Raw genomic sequence first — 16,458 nt, 5'->3', positions numbered from 1 at the left:
CCCGACGGCCCGCCGTTTCGTACACGACGTGCGTGGCCCGCGTCGGCCCGGACTGCGCGCCGCACCGTCCGAAGAGAGAGAAGAAAATGCCCGCACCCGTTTCCGCGACCGATCCCGCAGCGCTCCGCACGCTGGCCGAGAACGCCTCCGCCTGGCCGTTCGAGGAAGCGCGCAAGATCGTCGCGCGGCTGAAGAAGCGGCCGAAGGACGAGGTGATCTTCGAGACCGGCTACGGCCCCTCCGGCCTGCCGCACATCGGCACGTTCGGCGAGGTCGCCCGCACCACCATGGTGCGGCACGCCTTCCGGGTGCTCACCGAGGACAGGATAAAAACCCGGCTGATCGCCTTCTCGGACGACATGGACGGGCTGCGCAAGGTGCCCGACAACATCCCGAACAAGGAACTCGTCGCGCAGCATCTCGGCAAGCCCCTGACCCGCGTGCCCGACCCGTTCGGCACGCACCAAAGCTTCGGCGAGCACAACAATGCGCGGCTGCGCGCCTTTCTCGACACCTTCGGCTTCGAGTACGAGTTCTACTCCTCGACCGAGTGCTACACCTCCGGCCGGTTCGACGCGGCGCTGCGAAAGGTGCTGGCGCGCTTCGAGGACGTGATGGCGGTGATGCTGCCGAGCCTGCGCGAGGAGCGCGCCGCCTCCTACTCGCCGTTCCTGCCGATCTGCCCGACGACGGGCGAGGTCTTGCAGGTGGCGATCGTCGAGCGCGACGCCGAGGCCGGCACCATCTCCTACGACGACCCGAAGAGCGGCGAGCGCATCACGCTGCCGGTCACCGGCGGCCACTGCAAGCTGCAATGGAAGCCCGACTGGGCGATGCGCTGGGCCGCCCTCGGCATCGACTACGAGATGGCCGGCAAGGACTTGATCGACTCGGTGAAGCTGTCGGGCGCGATCTGCAAGCTGCTCGGCGGCCAGCCGCCCGAGGGCTTCAATTACGAGCTCTTCCTCGACGAGAAGGGCCAGAAGATCTCGAAGTCCAAGGGCAACGGGCTGACGATCGACGAGTGGCTGCGCTATGCGAGCCCGGAAAGCCTGTCGCTGTTCATGTATCGCGAGCCGAAATCGGCCAAGCGGCTCTATTTCGACGTGATCCCGCGCCACGTCGACGAGTACGCGCAGTATCTCGACGCCTATCGGCGCCAGGACGTCAAGCAGCGGCTCGCCAATCCGGTGTGGCACATCCATGCCGGCGAGCCGCCCGCCCCCGAGGCGCCGATCTCCTTCACGATGCTCTTGAACCTCGTGTCGGCCTCGAACGCCGAGAACGCCGAGACCTTGTGGGGCTTCATCGGCCGCACCTGTCCGGGGGTGACGCCGGAGACGCATCCGAAGCTCGGCCGCATGGTCGAGTATGCGATCCACTATTTTCGCGACTTCGTCCTGCCCACCAAAACGTTCCGCGAGCCGACCGAGCCGGAGCGCGCGGCGCTGCTCGATCTGCGCGACGCGCTCGCCGGGCTGCCGGAGGATGCGCCGGCGGAGAAGATCCAGGAGGTGGTGTTCGAGGTCGGCCGCCGCCCGCCGTTCCTCGACGAGAAGAAGACCGGCAAGGACGGCAAGCCGGGCGTCTCGCTCGACTGGTTCAACCTGCTGTATCAGGTGCTGCTCGGCCAGGAGAAGGGCCCGCGCTTCGGCTCGTTCGTCGCGATCTACGGCCTGAAGAACACCATCGAGATGATCGACGACGCGCTCGCCCGCAGCGCGTGACAACGTTTCCGCCCCGAGCGGCGGGCTCTTGGCCTCTCCCGTGGGGCTACGAGGGGAGAGGGAAGGGTTGGTGCGCTCTATCGAACACCGCGCCGAGCGGGTGTCTTTTTTCATATCACCCCTTGGCCGCGGCCTTGAGACGGTAGAGCGCGTCGAGCGCCTCGCGCGGCGACAGGTCGTCGGGGTCGAGGGATTCGAGCGCCTTCAAGAGGCCGGCGGCCTTGGGGTCGGCGGCGGGCGGTGGTGCCACTGGGCGGGCGGCGAACAAGGGCAGATCGTCGACCAGTTTTCTCGCCGGCGAGGTCCGGTCCTCGGCCTCGAGCACGCCCAAGACGTGCTTCGCCCGCTCGATCACCGGCGCCGGCAGGCCGGCGAGCTTCGCCACCTGGATGCCGTAGGAGCGGTCGGCCGCGCCCGGCACGACCTCGTGGAGAAATACCACGTCGCCGTGCCACTCGGTGACCCGGACGGTGGCGTTGAACAACCGGTCGAGCTTTTTCGAGAGCGCCGTCAGCTCGTGGAAATGGGTCGCGAACAGCGCCCGGCAGCGATTGACGTCGTGCAGATGCTCGATCGCCGCCCAGGCGATCGACAGGCCGTCGAAGGTCGCGGTGCCGCGGCCGATCTCGTCGAGAATGACCAGCGCGCGCTCGCCGGCCTGATTGAGGATCGCCGCCGTCTCGACCATCTCGACCATGAAGGTCGAGCGGCCGCGGGCGAGGTCGTCGGCCGCACCCACCCGCGAAAACAGCCGGTCGACCACGCCGATATGCGCGCGCGCCGCCGGCACGAAGCTGCCGGCCTGGGCGAGCACCGCGATCAAGGCGTTCTGGCGCAGATAGGTCGACTTGCCCGCCATGTTCGGGCCGGTCAGCACGGCGATCCGGCCCGACCCGCCCAGCTTCTCCGGCGCCTCCCGCCCGGACGCCTCCGGCGCCGGTGACAGGTCGCAGTCGTTGGCGACGAACGCCCCGCCGTCGGCGGCGAGCGCCTGCTCGACCACCGGATGCCGGCCGCCCTCGATCGAGAAGGCGAGGCTCGCATCGACCTCCGGCCGCACCCAGCGGCATTCCACTGCGACCAGCGCGAGGCTCGCCGCAACGTCGATCACCGCGAGCGCGTGGGCCGCCGCCTTCACCGCGTCCGCCGCCGCGACCACCGCCGCCGACATCCGCTCGAACGCCTCGAGCTCGAGCCCGAGCGCGCGGTCGGCGGCGCTGGCGATCTTCGCCTCCAGCGCGCCGAGCTCGGTGGTGGTGAAGCGCACCTGGCCGGCGAGCGTCTGGCGGTGGATGAAGGTCTCGTTGGCGGGCGCCGTCATCAGCCGCTCGCCGTGCTGGGCCGAGACCTCGACGAAATAGCCGAGCACGTTGTTGTGCTTGATCTTCAGCGCGCGGACCCCGGTGTCGTCGGCGTAGCGCGCCTGAAGCGCGGCGATCACCCGGCGCGACTCGTCGCGCAAGGCGCGTGCCTCGTCGAGCGCGGGGTCCGAGCCCGCCCGCACGAAGCCACCGTCGCGCTTCTGCAGCGGCAGCTCGTCGGCGAGCGTGTCGCCGAGCAGCCGGCCGAGCGCCGGGTCGGGCTTTTTCAGGTCGCTGGCAGCAGAGGCCAGCTCCGCGGGCATCGCGTCGCCGGACAGCAGCGCCGAAAGCTCGGCGGCGGCCAGAAGCCCGTCGCGCACGGCGGCGAGATCGCGCGGGCCACCGCGCCCGAGCACCAGGCGGGCGAGCGCGCGGGCGAGGTCCGGGGTCGCGCCGAGCTTGTCCCGCACCGCGCCGCGCAGGCTGGCGTCGCTACAGAAGGCGTCCACCGCATCGAGCCGGCGGGCGATCGCGACCGGGTCGGTCAGCGGCGCGGCGATCCGCTGCGCCAGCAGCCGCGAGCCGGCGGCGGTGACGGTGCGATCGACCGCGGCCACCAGCGAGCCGCGCCGCTCGCCCGACAAAGTCCGCATCAGCTCGAGATTGGCGCGGGTCGCGGCATCGATCGACAGCGTGGCGCCCGACGCCTCGCGGCTCGGCGGCGACAGCGGCGGCCGCTTGCCGAGCTGGGTGCGCTCGACATAGGTGACGCAGGCGGCGGCGGCGGTCAGCTCGAGCCTGGAGAAGGTGCCGAACGCGTCGGTGGTCGCCACCGCGAAATAGGAGGCGAGCCGGCGCTCGGCGGTCGCCCCGTCGAACACGTCGCGGCCGAGCGGCGTCACCGCCGGCAGCGTGCGCAGATAGGGCGCGAGATCGGGGTCGGAATAGAGCGCGTCTGAGACGATCACCTCGCCCGGCTCGAGGCGGGCGATCTCGGCGGCGAGCCCGGTGCGGTCGCACTCGCACAGATGAAACTCGCCGGTCGAGATGTCGAGGCTCGCCAGCGCGAAGCGGCCCTCGTCGTCGGGGGTGGAGGGCTTCGCCCGCACGATCGCCGCCAGGAAGTTGTTGCGACGGGCGTCGAGCAGCGTGTCCTCGGTCAGCGTGCCGGGGGTGACGAGGCGCACGACGTCGCGCTTCACCACCGATTTGCCGCCGCGCTTTCGCGCCTCCGCCGGGTCCTCCATCTGCTCGCACACCGCGACCCGGTGGCCGAGCGCGATCAGCCGGTTCAGATACTCGTCCGCGCGCTCGATCGGCACGCCGCACATCGGGATGTCGGCGCCGAGATGCTTGCCGCGCTTGGTCAGCACGATGCCGAGCGCGCGGCTCGCGGTCTCGGCGTCCTCGAAGAACATCTCGTAGAAGTCGCCCATCCGGTAGAACAAGAGGCAGTCCGGATTGGCGGTTTTTATCTCGATGTACTGCTCCATCATCGGCGACACGCGCGTCTCGGCGGGCGTGCTCGTCACACGCGTGTCGGGCGCGGGCGTGCCCGGTGCGGGCGTGCCGATGGCGTCGGGATGAAGGGGGGCGTCCATGGCGGCGCACGCTAGCAGAACGGTCGCGCGGTTTCTAACCGCCCCGGCCGGCCGCTTGTGGAGAGCGCCGCGCCGGCGGCGGGGAACAGGCGGAACTTTCGCCGCGGCGGCGCGTTCCGATCGGCCGGCGGCCGCACTCGCGGGCGGCGCTCGCCGGAAAAGCTCCTCCTACGTCCACGCACACGCCCACGCAAAAGACAACGAAACAACGACGAGCTTCGGGTCGGAAACGCGGCCGGACAGGGCCGCCCCTGGGAGTGCCCATGATCCTGCTGCACCGTCTTCTCGCGCGCCGTCTCCTCGTGCCCCGTGTTCTCTTGCGCCGTGTCGCGGCCGCCGGCCTCCTCGCCGCCGCGCTTCTCGCGGGCGCCGCGCCGGCGCTCGCGGCAAAGATCGGCGCCGTGCTGTCGATCACCGGACCATCGGAATATCTCGGGGTTCCGGAGAAGGCGGCGCTCGAGATGGACGTCGCGGCGGTCAACGCCGCCGGCGGGGTGAACGGCGAAAAGCTCGAGCTGATCGTCCACGACGACGGCGGCGACCCGAACGCCGCGAAGGTTTTCGCCCGCACGCTGGCGGAGGAAGGGGTGATCGCGATCGTCGGCGGCACCACCACCGGCACCACGCTGGCGATGATCCCGGTCGCCGAGAGCACCCACACGCCGCTGGTCTCGCTCGCCGGAGGCGTCGAGGTGATCGAGCCGGTGCGCAAATGGGTGTTCAAGACCGCCCACACCGACCGCATGGCCTGCGAACGCATCTTTGCCGACCTGAAGCGGCGCGGCCTCGCCCGCATCGCCATCGTCTCCGGCACCGACGCGTTCGGCCGCTCGATGCGCACCCAGTGCGTCAAGGCGGCGCCGGCCTTCGGCATCACCGTCGCCCACGAGGAGCGCTTCGGCCCGGCCGACACCGACGTGACGCCGCAGCTGCGCGCGCTCGCCGCGGTGCCCGACCTGCAGGCGGTGGTGGTCGCGGGCCACGGCCAGGGACCGGCGATCGTCACCCGGACCTATCGCCATCTCGACATCCGGCTTCCGCTCTATCAGAGCTACGGCGTCGCCTCGAAGACCTTCGTCGCGCTGGCCGGCGGGGCCGCCGACGGCGTGCGGCTGCCGGCCTCGGCGCTGCTGATCGCCGACAAGCTGCCGGACGGCGACCCGCAAAAGCCGGTGGTGGTGCGCTTCGCGAAAACCTTCAGCGCGGCGACCGGCCTGCCGGTGTCGACCTTTGCCGGCCACGCCCACGACGCGCTGATGCTGGTGGTCGACGCGGCGAAGCGCGCCGGCGGCTTCGACCGCACGAAGCTGCGCGACGCGCTGGAGGCGACCAAGGGCTTCGTCGGCACCGGCGGGGTGGTCACCATGTCGCCGACCGACCATCTCGGCCTCGACCTCGGGGCGTTCCGGATGCTCGAGATCGACAACGGCGGCTGGGTGCTGGTGTCGGGACAAGGGTCGTGACGGCTACGCCGGCCCCGCCGGCGGCGCCCCTGCCGGCGCGATCCGAGAGGGTTCGGCGAGCCGCCTCGATTGGAAGTCTTCTTGCTCCAAGCAACGGGCGCGCTTGACTTATGACAAGGAACGGCGCCGCGGGCGCCCGCCATTGTTTCACCCGCCGCGGCGTTCCGGATCGCCTCACGGCCGATTCGACAGACCCCCCACCCTCCGCTTCGCCCCCCGGGCGAGCCGAGGGACCGCCAAAGGACCGACGATGAGCGACCCCGACATTCTGCGCGCCCTCGAGGAGGTGATGGATCCCGAGCTCGGCATCAGCATCGTCGATCTCGGGCTGATCTATCGCGCCGACTGGACCAAGGAGGGCATCGTGGTCGACATGACCACCACGGCGCCGACCTGCCCGTTCGGCGAGACCATGGCGAGCGAGGCGAAGGACGTGCTGCGCCGTCGCTTCCGCGAGACCCCGAGCGTGCGGGTGCGGCTGATGTGGGATCCGCCCTGGAGCCCCGAGCTGATGACCGAGGAAGGCCGCAGCGCGCTCGGCTGGGTGCCCGGCACGCCGTTCACCGACCTGCACTGACCGGGCTGCACTGATCGGGCTGCACTGACCGACCTGCACTGACCGGGCGCGCCCCGGCGGGTGCGCCCACCGGTTCCGCCCGGCGGGCGCGTCTCTCCCGGACCTGACGAAATTCCAAAACCCTGCCGGTTGCGGCGGTGCGAGACGATCGTACCGGTTGGCGTCGCCGTCTCCCCGTTCCACACTGTCGCGAACAGCGGCGCCGCGGCTTTCTCGCGAGAAAAGCCCGGCGCTTCGCGAGAAACGAACGGGGACGAAACGCCATGCACTCCTATTTCCGTGCGATGCCCCCGCTCGGCAAGGCGCCGAGCGAGGCCCATGTCGAGCGCATGCAGAAGAGCCGGCGCGCGCTCGCCGAGATCGAGGCCGATCTCGAAGCCCGCCGCGCCGCCCGCCGCGAGGTCGGGCTTTCGACCGAGGCGATCAATGCGCGCGGCGCACTCACCGTGTGGCAGCGGCTCGATTATCTGGTCGATCCCGGCACCTGGCATCCGCTGCACAGCCTGTACGACCCCGACGACAACCCGGAAGGCACCACCAACGTGGTCGACGGGCTGGGAAAGATCGGCGGCCGCTGGGCGGTGATCGTCGGCTTCGACAACAAGGTCTCGGCCGGCGCGTGGCTGCCCGGCCAGGCGGAGAACGTCCACCGCGTCACCGACATCGCCCGCCGCCTGCGGGTGCCGCTGGTGTGGCTGGTCAACTGCTCGGGCGTGAAGCTCCCGGAGCAGGAGCGCTTCTATGCCGGCCGGCGCGGCGGCGGCACGACCTTCTTCCGCAACGCCGAGCTGCAGCAGGCCGGCATCCCGGTGATCGCCGGCATCTATGGCTCGAACCCGGCGGGCGGCGGCTATCACAGCATCAGCCCGACCATCCTGCTCGCCCACAAGGACGCCAATATCGCGGTCGGCGGCGTCGCCATCGTGTCGGGCATGTCGCCCAAGGGCGGCTTCGACGCCGAGATGCTGGAGGCGCTGATCGCCAAGACGCGCGAGATGCGCGACGACCCGCCGGGCGGCATGGCGACCCATTTCGAGCACACCGGCTTCGTCTCCCGCGTGTTCGAGGACGAGACCGGCGTGCTCGACGGCATCAAGGAGACCATCCGGGCGCTGCCCGCCTACGACCCGAAGATTTTTCGCGTGGCGCAGCCGGCGTCGCCGCGCTTTGCCGCCGACGACCTCTATCACCTCCTGCCGTTCAACCAGCGCGAGACCTACGTGTTCGAGGACGTTCTGGCGCGCCTCGTCGACGGCTCCGAGCACCTCGCCTTCCGCCCCGACTACGGGCCCGAGGTCTATACCGGGCTCGTCAAGATCGACGGCTTCCTGGTCGGCGTGGTCGCCAACCGGCTCGGCCTCTTGCCGCGCGGCTATCCGGAGTACGCGGACTATCCGGGCATCGGCGGAAAGCTCTATCGGCAGGGGCTGATCAAGACGAGCGAGTTCGTCACCCATTGCGGGCGCGACCGCATCCCGGTGCTGTGGTTCCAGGACACCACCGGCATCGATGTCGGCGACGCCGCGGAAAAGGCCGAGCTCTTGGGCCTCGGTCAGACGCTGATCTACTCGATCCAGCAGACCGACGTGCCGATGATGCTCGTCGTGCTGCGCAAGGGGACGGCGGCGGCGCACTACATCATGGGCGGGCCGACCGCGACCCGCCACAACGCCTTCACGCTCGGCACCGCGGCGACCGAAATCTACGTGATGCACGGCGAGACCGCAGCGATCGCCGCCTATGCCCGCCGTGCCGCCAAGGACAAGGAGGCCGGCAAGCCGCTGGAGCCGGTCGCCGAGACGATGAACGCGATGGCACGAAAATACCACGAGACGTCGCGGCCGCTGTTCTGCGCCAAGCACGGCCTGGTCGACGAGATCGTCGACCTCACGCGGCTGCGCAGCTATCTCGAAGCCTTCGCCGGGGCGGTCTACCAGAACCCCGGCTCGCTCTGCCCGCCGCACCAGATGATTCTTCCGCGATTGATCCGAGGGTAGACGCAACCTGTCCGGGAGGTTTTCCGTCGCCGCGCGGATCGGCCGAGGCCGGGCTTGCCCGGGCCGGCCGGGCAAGCCCGGCTGCGGGCCCCGACCTCTTTGTAAAATGTCTAAGCTTTGATCGCAGGGGGGTCGGCTGCTTGACTCGGAGGCACGCGTCTCCGACAACGAGTTTGAAAATCGTTCTCATTTACAAAGCGTCGCGATGCTCCCCCGTCTTCGCGACCGGATGGTGTCGATGTCCGTTCTTTCCCTGTCCGGCGCAACTCACGGGCTGCTGTCGTCCGTCTCCCTTCCCGCTGGTCCGCAGACCCCGCTCGGAAAAGCCCGCCGCGGCTTCTGCGGCCATGTCGACGCGATCAGCGCCGACGGCTATCCCGACCTGCCGGCCGGCGAGCTGGAAAGCCGCCTGATCGAGCTCGGCTTCGTCGAGGGCGCGCGCATCGAGATCTTGCACGAAGGCGCCTTCGGCCGCGATCCGATCGCCGTGCGGGTCAACGAGGCGACCATCGCGCTGCGTCGCCGCGAGGCGATGGCGATCCTGGTGAGCTGACCGGACCCGCCCGATGACCACCGCCTCTTCGGCGGGCCCGCTGCATCTGGCGCTCGTCGGCAACCCGAACTGCGGCAAGACCTCGCTGTTCAACGCCCTGACGGGGAGCAAGCAGAAGGTCGCCAACTATCCGGGCGTCACCGTCGAGCGGAAGTCGGGCACCTTCAAAACCCCGGCCGGCCGCACCGTCCATCTGCTGGATCTCCCCGGCACCTATTCGCTGCGCGCCCGCAGCCCCGACGAGCAGATCACCCGCGACGCCGTGCTCGGCCGTCTCCCCGGCGAGACGCAGCCCGACATGCTCCTGTGCGTCGCCGATTCGACCAATCTGCGGATCGCGCTGCGGCTGGTGCTCGAGCTGAAAAAAGTCGGGCGGCCGCTGATCCTCGCCCTCAACATGATCGACATCGCGAAGCACCGTGGCTTCGCCTTCGATCTCGACCGTTTGTCGGACGAGCTCGGCGTGCCGGTCGTCACCTCCGCGGCGGTGCGCCGCGGCGGCGTCGAGGACCTCCTCGCCCGCATGGACGCGATGGTCGACGCCTCCACCGCGCCGGACGGCACCACCACCACGGCCGCCAACACCTGGACCACGCCGAGCGCCCACGAGCTGCGCGCCACCCAGCGGGAGGCCGACCGCATTCTCCGCGCCTGCGTGACGACGCCGGGGCGGCCGGACACCCTGACCGGCCGGCTCGACACCGTGCTGCTGCACCCGGTCGCCGGCATCGTCATCCTGCTGGTGATCCTGTTCGTGATGTTCCAGGCGGTGTTCACCTGGGCCGCCCCGGCGATGGATCTGATCGAGGCCGCCTTCGATGCGCTCGGCGGGCTGGTCGAGGCATACGTGCCGGCCGGCCTCCTGCAGAGCTTCCTGAAGGACGGCGTGATCGCCGGGGTCGGCGGCGTGCTGGTCTTCCTGCCGCAGATCCTCATCCTTTTCTTCTTCATCCTGGTGCTGGAGGATCTCGGCTATCTCGCCCGCGCCGCCTTCTTGATGGACCGGGTGATGGGCAGCGCCGGCCTGCACGGCCGCGCCTTCATCCCGCTCCTGTCGAGCTTTGCCTGCGCCATCCCCGGCATCATGGCGACCCGCGTGATCGATTCCCGGCGCGACCGCCTGACCACCATCCTGGTAGCGCCGCTGATGACCTGCTCGGCGCGCATCCCGGTCTATGTGCTGCTGATCTCGGCCTTCGTGCCGAGCCGCCCGGTGCTCGGCCTGTTCGACCTGCAGGGCGTGGTGATGTTCTCGCTCTATGCGGTCGGCATCCTCGGGGCGCTCACCGTCGCCTTCGTCGCCAAGCGGGTCTTCTGGCGCGACCAGCCGTCCGAGCCGTTCATGCTGGAGCTGCCGGACTACAAGCTGCCGCGCCCGAAGAGCGTCGCCCTCGGCCTGGTCACGCGGGCAAAGGCGTTTCTCGAGCGGGCCGGCACCATCATCTTCGCGATGGCGGTGCTGATCTGGTTCCTCGCCTCGTTTCCGCAGCCGCCCGAAGGCGCCACCGAGCCGGCCATCACCTACAGCCTCGCCTCGATGATCGGCCACGCGCTGGCGCCGCTCACCGCGCCGATCGGCTTCAACTGGCAGATCAACGTCGCGCTGGTGCCCGGCATGGCGGCCCGCGAGGTGGCGGTCGCGGCGCTGGGCACCGTCTACTCGATCGGCGGCGGCGACACCCAGATCGGCGAGGCGCTCGCGCAGAGCTGGAGCCTCGCGACCGCACTCGCGCTGCTCGCCTGGTACATCTTCGCCCCGCAATGTGCGGCGACGCTGGCGGTGATCAAGCGCGAGACCGGCGGCTGGCGCTGGGTGGCGGTGACCTTCGGCTACATGCTGACGCTCGCCTACGCCGCCGCCTTCGTCACCTACAACACGGCCGTCGCCCTCGGCGCCGGCTGACGCGGGCGGGCGGACGTTTTTGGCAGAAACAGTGAGCGCAGCGTGTTGTTAGGCATTTCATCATGGAATTCGGATTGAATCGGCGAGCACAGCATGCCCATGACGCTATAAAACCCTCCCCACGCGCCGACGATGGCGAAAACCCATAACCTCCTTATGCGTCAATGAAATGTGCTGCCCGCGTGCCGTTCTTCTAGAAGCCTTGAAAGGTAATGATTTCTCGTCCGACAAAACGAACGGTTCTTGCCTTTTTATCGCGAAACGTGTTGAGTATATGGTTTCGGTATTCCAGGGCGCCGTCTTCTGTACTACAGATGAGTTTTGTTCCCCCATCCTGTAGGTGCCCCAGTCTTGGCGCAACGGCAATCGGCACGATGTTTCGGAGAATTTTAAAAGAATCAATTATGCCTTCAGTTAGGTCAGGATACCAATCGTGCAGGAAGTCGTCTATAACGACAATAGACCTTTTCGATAAGAAAGAAGACGCAAGCCTGAGGTCGTTGGCTATTGCGTCATAGCTGTGTTCTCCGTCAATATGAATGAATCGCGCGGGCGTCTTGAGTCGGCTAATCCATTCAAGCGTAGAGACGTCTCGGCTGCTTTTCTTCACAGCCACGACGTTTTCGACTTCTGTTTTAGGTAGTTGGCTCATTGTTTTTTTGAATCCGAGCTCAACGTATTCCGGAAAGACATCAAGTCCTAAAACAATTTCGTCTCGTCGAGATGCTTTCACGAGGCCTACAAATGTTTTCCCCATGAATGTCCCGATCTCGGATATACTGCCTTTTATTTCCTTGTCTATTTGATAGGTAAGTAGAGTAGAGATGAACTGGGCGGAAACGGATGTCAAAAAGCCCGGAACCGCGCTAGATCCGCCTTCTGGTGCGAACCATAGTTCATGTTCTTTCGAGGGCATTTTCATTACCTCACAGACGGTGGGTTGATGCACGCAAATCCAATAGTAAGTGGTTTCTATAGTGCAGACAGCAGGGACTCGTCCCCGTCGCGGTGGTGCCAGGCGTCGAACCACACGAGATCGCGCAGCGGCAGCCGCGGCAGCCACCCGGCCGTCTCCAGCTCCGGCTTGGCATAGAAGTGCGACACCCGGCCGATGCACAGATAGGCGATCGGCTGGATGCGCGGCGGGATCCCGAGCGCGGTGCGAAGGTCCTCGTAGCGGACGATGCTGACCCAGCCGACCCCGAGATTTTCCGCCCGTGCCGCGAGCCACAGCGTCTGCACCGCACACACCGCGCTGTAGAGGTCCATCTCCGGCTGGTGGGTGCGGCCGATCACCACCGGGCCGGTGCGCTCGCGGTCGCAGGTGATGCACAGCCCGACCGGCGCCTCGAGAATCCCTTCGAGCTTGAGGGCGCGATAGCGCGCCGCCTTCTCGTCGGGAAACATTTGCGAGGCTTCCTTGTGGGCGGCGGCGAACGCCGTATGCACCCGCTGCTTGGCGGCCGGATCGCGCACCACGATGAAGTCCCACGGCTGCATGAAGCCGACCGAGGGCGCATGATGGGCCGCGTGCAGCAGGCGCGCCAGCACGTCGTCGGGGATCGGGTCGGGGAGGAACTGACCGCGCACGTCGCGCCGCGTCTCGATGCAGCGATAGACCGCGTCGCGCTCGGCGGGCGAGAAGTCGGCGTGCTGCTGGACGTCGTCCGGCCGGGTGTCGGTGGTCACGTGCTCCCCCTGTCGATGCGGGGCCGCGGGAAAAAAAGGAAGGCGCGGTGGCGCCGCCGGGCGGCCGCGCCGACCGTCTCGCCGTTCAATGCCATGCCGGCGGCGGGCTGCCAAGGCGAGCGGACGGCGGGGATTTGCGCGCGAGCTGGGGATGCCGGCGACCGCATCGCAAAACCGTCGCGGGGCGGTGCGACGAATCGGTCATGATTCGCTTGCGCCGGCGGTGCGTCGCCGGCGCGCCTCGAAGGAGATCGCCGCCGCATGGCCCGCCCGAAAACCGCCTTCCTGTTCGACCTCGACGGCACGCTGATCGACAGCGTCTATCATCACGTCCTCGCCTGGCACGAGGCGCTGGAGGCGGAGAACCTGCCGCTGTCGGTGTGGCGCATCCACCGCAAGATCGGCATGAGCGGCGGCCTGTTCACCGAGCAGCTCCTGCGCGAGACCGGGATGACGATGACGCCCGAGCTCGACCGCCGCCTGCGCGACCGCCATGCGGAAGCCTTCGGGCAGCGCTCGGCGGCGATCGAGCCGCTGCCCGGCGCAAGAGAGCTGCTCGCCTGGCTGACCGAGGCGGAGATCCCGTGGGCGATCGCCACCAGCGGCCGGATGGAGACCGCTCGCCGGACGATCGAGACGCTCGGGGTCGATTTCGACCGGGTGCCGGTCGTCACCCGCGACCAGGTGAAGTACGCAAAGCCCGACCCCGACCTCTTCATTACCGCCGCCGAACGGTTGGGCGTGCCGATCGAGACCGCCTGCGTGGTCGGCGACAGCGTGTGGGACATGCTGGCGGCGCAGCGCGCCCGCGCCCTCGGCATCGGCCTCTTGTCGGGCGGCTATGGCGACGACGAGCTGGTGCGGGCGGGCGCCTACCGGGTGTTCGAGGATCCGGCCGAGATGCTCGCGCACATCGACGAGGTGGGCGGGCGCCGGTGAGCCGGGCCGGGTGAGCCGGGGCGGGGTGAGCCGGGCCGGGGGCGATTCGCCGGAAAATGGTCGGCCGGGCCATGCCTTCGGCCCCGCCGACCGTATCTCGCGGATGGACGCATCCGCGAAAGCCGCAGTCCGGCCGCAATCGTGGCTATCCGGACGACTACGTGCAAATCGGCGATATTTTGGTCGGGCGCAACCCTACGGATCGTGGCGTATCCCTTTGTGAGACCATCGGAAATCCCTTGGCCGGGCCGCCGCTCCGAAGCGGCGGCGTCACCACCCGCCGCCGCCGTGCCGGATTGGAAAAGGACGCGCTTTCTGCGATTTACGTTCCGTTAACCATGGCTCCCGCAGGCTCCCCTGCAGAGCCGAGGAGTGGCCCATGAACATCGTCACGTTGGCCTCCCGCAAGGGTGGCGCGGGCAAGAGCACGCTCACCGCCCATCTCGCCGCCGCCGCCCATCAGGCGGGACACCGTTGCCTCCTCGTCGATGCCGACCCCCAGGGCTCGCTGACGCTGTGGCAGTCGCTGCGACCGGGCGGCGAGCCGATCGTCAAGAACGCGGCGCGCGGCGTCGACGGCCTTTTGGCGATCGCCATGACCGAGGGCTACGACTGGGTGTTCATCGACACGCCGCCGACCATGTGGGTGGTGGTGAGCGAGGCGATCCGGGCCTCCACCATGGTGCTGGTGCCGGCCCGGCCGAGCCTGTTCGATCTGCACGCCGTGCGCGAGACGGTGAAGACCGCACAGGAGCGGGCAAAGCCCTATGCCGTGGTGATCAACGCCGCGCCCGCCCGCCGCGACGACCGCGAGGCGCCGGTGGTGGCGCACGCCCGCGCCCATCTCGATCGGCTCGGCATTCCGGTGTGGTCGGGCCAGATCACCCAGCGCGCCGGCTTCTCGCTGGCGCTCGCGGCCGGCGCCAGCGCACCGGAGGTCGACCCTCACTCGGCGGCCGCCGCCGAGATCGGCGCCCTGTGGTCGGCGGTCGAGCGCTCGGTCGAGGCGATCACCGGGACCAAGGGCCGCTCGCCCGCCGAACGCGCCGCCTGAGCGGCTCGGGGTTCGCGGGCTCGCCCGGTCCGACCGCCGGCTCGAGGGCTGCACCGCAGTGGTGCCGTGACCCACGGCCGACTGTGGGGGGGGGAGCCGCCGGCGGCCACGCATTCGGTGCGCGGCGCACCCGTCCGCACCCGCCGCGGCCCGGTCCGAGACCTCTCGACCGGCCCGGCGCCCGCGGCCCCCGCCGCCCCGCAAAAAGGTGGTGCACGCCACCCGCCGGACCGGCTTGCCAAATCCGCCGTCTGCGCCTAGTTTCCGCGCGCTCGCGCGTGCAGCTGTAGCTCAGTTGGTTAGAGCGCCTGACTGTGGATCAGGAGGTCGGTGGTTCGAGTCCACCCAGCTGTACCAAAAAACCCCTTCCAGCCGCGCTTTCCCGCCGACCGACCGACCGAGCGCCCGCCCGGACGGCGTGGCGATGTCCTGCCCCGATCCCCGTCGCCACCGCCCACGGCGAACGGATTGCGCGGTCGCCGCCGGCGTGCGAGTGAATCGGGGCTGCCGCTCTCGCCCCCGGACCCGCATGACGACACCTCGCCCGGCTCTGCGCCCGCGCGCCTCCTGTCCGAGACTCGCCTGATGGCCGACGTCGATCGCGCGCTGGTCGCCGCTCTGCCGATCTTTGCCGGGCTCGCCCCGGCCGAGCTCGACGCGCTGCTGCGCGAGGCGCAGGTGACCCGCTATCCCAAGGGCGCCACCGTCTTTCACCAGGATGCCGAGGCGCACGCCTTCTTCGTGCTGCTGCACGGCAATCTGCGCGTCTTCAAGGTGACGGCGGACGGGCAGCAGGTGGTGGTGCGCTGGGTGTCGGCCGGCGAGCCGTTCGGCGTGGCGATGGCGATCGGCCGGACCACCTATCCCGGCACCGCCGTGGCGGTGGTCGACAGCCTCGCGCTGCAGTGGCCGACCGCGGCGTGGCCGCGGCTGGTCGCCGCCCACCCGATGCTCGGCGCCAACACCCTCGTCACCGTCGGCAGCCGTCTTCAGGAGCTGCACACGCGGGTGGTCGAGATGTCGACCGAGCAGGTCGAGCGCCGCGTCGCCCACGCCCTCCTGCGCCTCGCCAAGCAGGCCGGCCGCAAGGTCGAGCGCGGCGTCCAGATCGACTTCCCGATCTCGCGCCAGGACATCGCCGAGATGACCGGCACCACACTGCACACCGTCAGCCGCATCCTGAGCGGCTGGGAGGACCAGGGGCTGGTCGAGAGCGGCCGCCAGCGCATCACCGTGGTGGAGCCGCACCGCCTGATGCTGCTCGCCGAGGGCGAGCCCGACTGAGCCACCGAGCCTGGTCCGGCGCGAGCCCGCGTCTTTCGGCGCGGCGTCGTCAACAGGCCGTCGTGATCACGCCGCGTCGTGCAGCGCGGCGGCGCGCAATGCGGCGATGAAGCCCGCAGGCTCCACCCGGTGCTCGATGCACGCCTCCTCGATCGAATGGAAGCCGGCGATCGGGCAACCGATGCAGCGCATGCGGTGGGCCAGGAAGACGCGGATCGTGCCGGGCCAGCGGCACATCACGGCGTCGACGGTGAGATCGGGGGTGAGCGCGGTCGTCATGAGCGGCAGCCTAGCGCCGGCCGGCGCGAGCCGTCTTTGCGCACGAACAAACCGGCGCCCGCAGCCGATCGTTTGTGAGATTGCGTTTTCA

General features: G+C 69.1%; 13 protein-coding genes and 1 tRNA gene. 10 read left to right on the top strand and 4 right to left on the bottom strand.

All coding sequences use genetic code 11. The annotated features are described in order from the left end of the window. Nucleotides 1-86: 86 nt before the first annotated feature. Complete coding sequence (locus A33M_RS09330; RefSeq protein WP_008386188.1) at nt 87-1,727, top strand: lysine--tRNA ligase; 1,641 nt, start codon at nt 87-89, stop codon at nt 1,725-1,727. Between the two features lie 115 nt (nt 1,728-1,842). Here A33M_RS09330 and mutS read toward each other — a convergent pair whose 3' ends face one another. After that, a complete protein-coding gene (mutS, locus tag A33M_RS09325; RefSeq protein WP_202801840.1) occupies nt 1,843-4,524 on the bottom strand; it encodes a DNA mismatch repair protein MutS in 2,682 nt (893 codons plus the stop codon). Between the two features lie 368 nt (nt 4,525-4,892). On the opposite strand from mutS, the gene A33M_RS09320 reads away from it, so the two are divergent. The 5 genes from A33M_RS09320 (at nt 4,893) to feoB (ending at nt 11,122) form a co-directional block, all read left to right on the top strand. After that, the gene (locus A33M_RS09320) at nt 4,893-6,092 is read left to right on the top strand and encodes an ABC transporter substrate-binding protein (RefSeq protein WP_008386183.1); all 1,200 of its coding nucleotides are present in this window, start codon (nt 4,893-4,895) and stop codon (nt 6,090-6,092) included. 250 nt (nt 6,093-6,342) lie between these two features. Further along, nucleotides 6,343-6,669: a metal-sulfur cluster assembly factor gene (locus A33M_RS09315; RefSeq protein ID WP_008386181.1), complete on the top strand. Its 327-nt coding sequence runs from the start codon at nt 6,343-6,345 to the stop codon at nt 6,667-6,669. Nucleotides 6,670-6,932: 263 nt separating this feature from the next. Next, on the top strand, nt 6,933-8,666 hold the full coding sequence (locus tag A33M_RS09310; protein WP_008386179.1) for an acyl-CoA carboxylase subunit beta: 1,734 nt from the start codon (nt 6,933-6,935) through the stop codon (nt 8,664-8,666). A gap of 238 nt (nt 8,667-8,904) precedes the next feature. Then, nucleotides 8,905-9,219 carry a FeoA family protein gene (locus A33M_RS09305; RefSeq protein ID WP_157223402.1) on the top strand — a complete coding sequence of 105 codons (315 nt, stop codon included), beginning with the start codon at nt 8,905-8,907 and terminating at the stop codon, nt 9,217-9,219. A gap of 13 nt (nt 9,220-9,232) precedes the next feature. Continuing rightward, on the top strand, nt 9,233-11,122 hold the full coding sequence (gene feoB, locus A33M_RS09300; RefSeq protein WP_008386175.1) for a ferrous iron transport protein B: 1,890 nt from the start codon (nt 9,233-9,235) through the stop codon (nt 11,120-11,122). 193 nt (nt 11,123-11,315) lie between these two features. On the opposite strand, the gene A33M_RS22875 is transcribed toward feoB, so the two are convergent. Both A33M_RS22875 and bluB read right to left on the bottom strand, forming a co-directional pair. Then, nucleotides 11,316-12,038 carry a class I SAM-dependent methyltransferase gene (locus tag A33M_RS22875; RefSeq protein WP_192814099.1) on the bottom strand — a complete coding sequence of 241 codons (723 nt, stop codon included), beginning with the start codon at nt 12,036-12,038 and terminating at the stop codon, nt 11,316-11,318. 56 nt (nt 12,039-12,094) lie between these two features. Beyond that, nucleotides 12,095-12,811 (bottom strand): 5,6-dimethylbenzimidazole synthase, encoded by a 717-nt coding sequence (gene bluB, locus A33M_RS09295; RefSeq protein ID WP_008386174.1) that lies wholly within the window; start codon nt 12,809-12,811, stop codon nt 12,095-12,097. A gap of 261 nt (nt 12,812-13,072) precedes the next feature. Between bluB and A33M_RS09290 the strand changes: the two genes are divergently transcribed. The 4 genes from A33M_RS09290 to A33M_RS09275 all read left to right on the top strand — a co-directional run bounded on the left by A33M_RS09290 (nt 13,073) and on the right by A33M_RS09275 (nt 16,088). Then, nucleotides 13,073-13,750, top strand: a complete 678-nt coding sequence (locus A33M_RS09290) for an HAD family hydrolase (protein ID WP_008386172.1) — start codon at nt 13,073-13,075, stop codon at nt 13,748-13,750. Between the two features lie 379 nt (nt 13,751-14,129). Next, a complete protein-coding gene (locus A33M_RS09285) occupies nt 14,130-14,804 on the top strand; it encodes a ParA family protein (protein WP_008386170.1) in 675 nt (224 codons plus the stop codon). A 280-nt stretch (nt 14,805-15,084) separates the two neighbouring features. Further along, nucleotides 15,085-15,161, top strand: a tRNA-His gene (locus A33M_RS09280). Between the two features lie 228 nt (nt 15,162-15,389). Beyond that, nucleotides 15,390-16,088 (top strand): Crp/Fnr family transcriptional regulator, encoded by a 699-nt coding sequence (locus A33M_RS09275; RefSeq protein WP_008386169.1) that lies wholly within the window; start codon nt 15,390-15,392, stop codon nt 16,086-16,088. A 66-nt stretch (nt 16,089-16,154) separates the two neighbouring features. Here the strand turns inward: A33M_RS09275 and A33M_RS09270 are convergent, their stop codons facing one another. Then, complete coding sequence (locus A33M_RS09270) at nt 16,155-16,367, bottom strand: DUF1858 domain-containing protein (RefSeq protein WP_008386168.1); 213 nt, start codon at nt 16,365-16,367, stop codon at nt 16,155-16,157. Between the last annotated feature and the right edge of the window lie 91 nt (nt 16,368-16,458).

The sequence above is a fragment of the Rhodovulum sp. PH10 genome, assembly GCF_000293785.1.
Classification (GTDB): domain Bacteria; phylum Pseudomonadota; class Alphaproteobacteria; order Rhizobiales; family Xanthobacteraceae; genus Rhodoplanes.
Note: the sequence above shows the minus strand (reverse complement) of the source record. Positions and strands in the feature narration are given on the sequence as shown.